We start from the raw sequence: 2,231 nt of genomic DNA, 5'->3' as shown, positions 1-2,231 counted from the left end.
TCGATCTCAGGCTTCAGCACCTCAAGATCTGCACGGGGGACGGCGTGTACTGCGTCAGGCGCTCCGAGCCGACCCACAGATGGAGCAGAAGAGCCCAAAACCCGCCCACCCCCGGGGCAGCCCAGCCAGCGGCAAGGGCACGGCAGCGGCCGGCGGGACGGCAGCGGGCAGCGGGACGGCGGCGGGCGGCGGGCGACGGGGCGGCGGCGGGCGACGGGGCGGCGGCGGGCGACGGGCGCAGCCTCGGCGGGCGGCATCCCGGACCGGGGTGCGGCGCGGCCGACGGGAGCGGGCCCGCACGGCCAACAGGCAGCGGCGCGACGCGGGTTCGCCTCGGCGGGCCCCGGGGAGGCGCCGCCAGGCCCTGGCAGCGGGGCTCGGCGGCGACGTGCTGGGCGTGCTGCGGCCGACCGGGACGACGGCGGGCCCCGGCGGCGGCATGCCGCAGCTGCGGCGGGCACGGAGACGGAAGCAGCCCCGGGCGGGCGGTAGCGCGGGCCGGGGCCCGGCTGGCCGGGGCCGGTGCTGAGGCGGCGGCGCCGACCTGACGGAACCGCAAGCGCGTTCGCGCGGCGGCCCTCCGGGGTGCTGCGGCCGGCCAAGTGCGGACGCTACGCCCGTGCCCGTGTCCGGCGCGATCGCTTTCGCCGAGGCCTGGGCCGGGCTGGGGTACGCGGTCTACCGGTGCGGCGCATCGCGTCGGCCTGAGTCGCAGCGCTGCGGGCCCGGGATCCGGCCCGGGCCCGCAGTGGACGCGAGCGCCCTACCAGTCGCGGACGGATTCGCAGCCCTCGGTCAAGCCCTTGCCGGCCCAGGCCAGGTCGGCTCCCGACTCGGCTTCGGCGTCGGTGATGATGGCGTCGAGCGCGTCGTAGAGCTCTTCGCGCTCAATGGTCTGGATGAATCCGGTGTGCTCGTCGAGCTCGTTGAAGGCTTCGCCGAACTGCTCCCCGAGCCCGACAAGCCTCGGCGTCAGGACGTGCGCCGAATCCCCCGACGCCAGCACCGCCAGCACCGCGCGCCGCGTCGCTTTGTACTGCGCCAGCGCCTTCTTGTAGATCGCGGCACTGATCTGCTCGCGGCCCTCCCAGTCCCGGAGCGGATTGTTCAGGTTCTCGGCGAGCCACTCGGGCTTGCGGGGCTTGGCGATCCTGAGGTAGACGCCCTGGGGCTCCTCGGGCCGCCAGAGCCTCCTCATCGCCGTCGCGTACGGCGCGGGGACACTGACCAGTTCCAACGACTCCAGCGCCGGAAGGCGCCGCGGCAGGAGGCAGTCCGCCGCGGCCATCCCGAAGACGTCGGAGAGCCTGAGGCGCTTGAGCGCAGCCAGCTCGTTGAGGCTCGATGCCGATGACAAGGTCACCGGCCCGATGAGGGTAAGGCCGGTCAGCGTCGGATACCGCTCGACGAGCCGCGCACAGTCCAGCGATTCCACAGCCCGAACCGTCAGCCGACGCGTCTGCCCGTCAGGATCCGCGGGCCCGGCCAGAGAGTCGTTCCATTCGGTGCCGGTGATGCTTTTCGCCCACGGGTCGGACCACATCGACTCCTCGCCCCGCGCTCGGCGCCGCTCCAGGGCAAGATCGAGCCCCATGCCCCACCCGAACGCGTAGCTGTTCGCCGGCCGGTCGTGCAGCAGCGGCAGGGTGCCGATGACCTTGCAGCTCCGAGGGAGCACCCACTGGTAGTGGCAGTGCGCCAGCTGCCCCGTGAAAGAACCCCGCGTGCGCGAAACCGGCACGACATCGCCAAGCTCCGCCACCGACATCGGCTCCGGGCCGGACCAGTCGAGGTGCAGGACCCCCGCGAGCTGGTGGCCCGGGTCCAGACTGGTGATCTGCGCCGCTGTCCACTCACCGAGATGCTCGCAGAACGCCGCGACGACATCACCCGGCACGATGGGTCTGGGAGGTGTGGGTTCCTTGCGAGTAGCCATACCCCGCACACTATTCGGCACCACCCACAGCTACTGCCACCCCAACGAACACGCGTGCTCCCCCACAGCCCGGGGAACGCAGCAGCGAAGCGGACCAGCCCGGCGGCGCGGCTCCACCGTAGAGCCCAGCCGTGGAGCTCAGCCGTGGAGCTCGACACAGCCCGGCGGCTCGGCCGTGGAGCTCGGCGGGTGGCGGCTGGGGCTGTGGCGCGGACCGGTACGGTTGGGGTGAACGCACTGCGGCCCGGCCCCCTGGTGCTGCGGGGCCGGACCGGGCGACGGGAACTGGGTGCGG

1 protein-coding gene is annotated in these 2,231 nt (G+C 73.5%); it reads right to left on the bottom strand.

The annotated features are described in order from the left end of the window. Positions 1-763 precede the first annotated feature (763 nt). Positions 764-1,936, bottom strand: a complete 1,173-nt coding sequence (locus ABH925_RS37565; RefSeq protein ID WP_370156119.1) for a hypothetical protein — start codon at positions 1,934-1,936, stop codon at positions 764-766. Positions 1,937-2,231 lie beyond the last annotated feature (295 nt).

The sequence above is a fragment of the Streptacidiphilus sp. EB129 genome, from assembly GCF_041262645.1.
Taxonomy (GTDB): domain Bacteria; phylum Actinomycetota; class Actinomycetes; order Streptomycetales; family Streptomycetaceae; genus Streptacidiphilus.
This window is presented reverse-complemented; position numbering and strand designations above follow the sequence as displayed.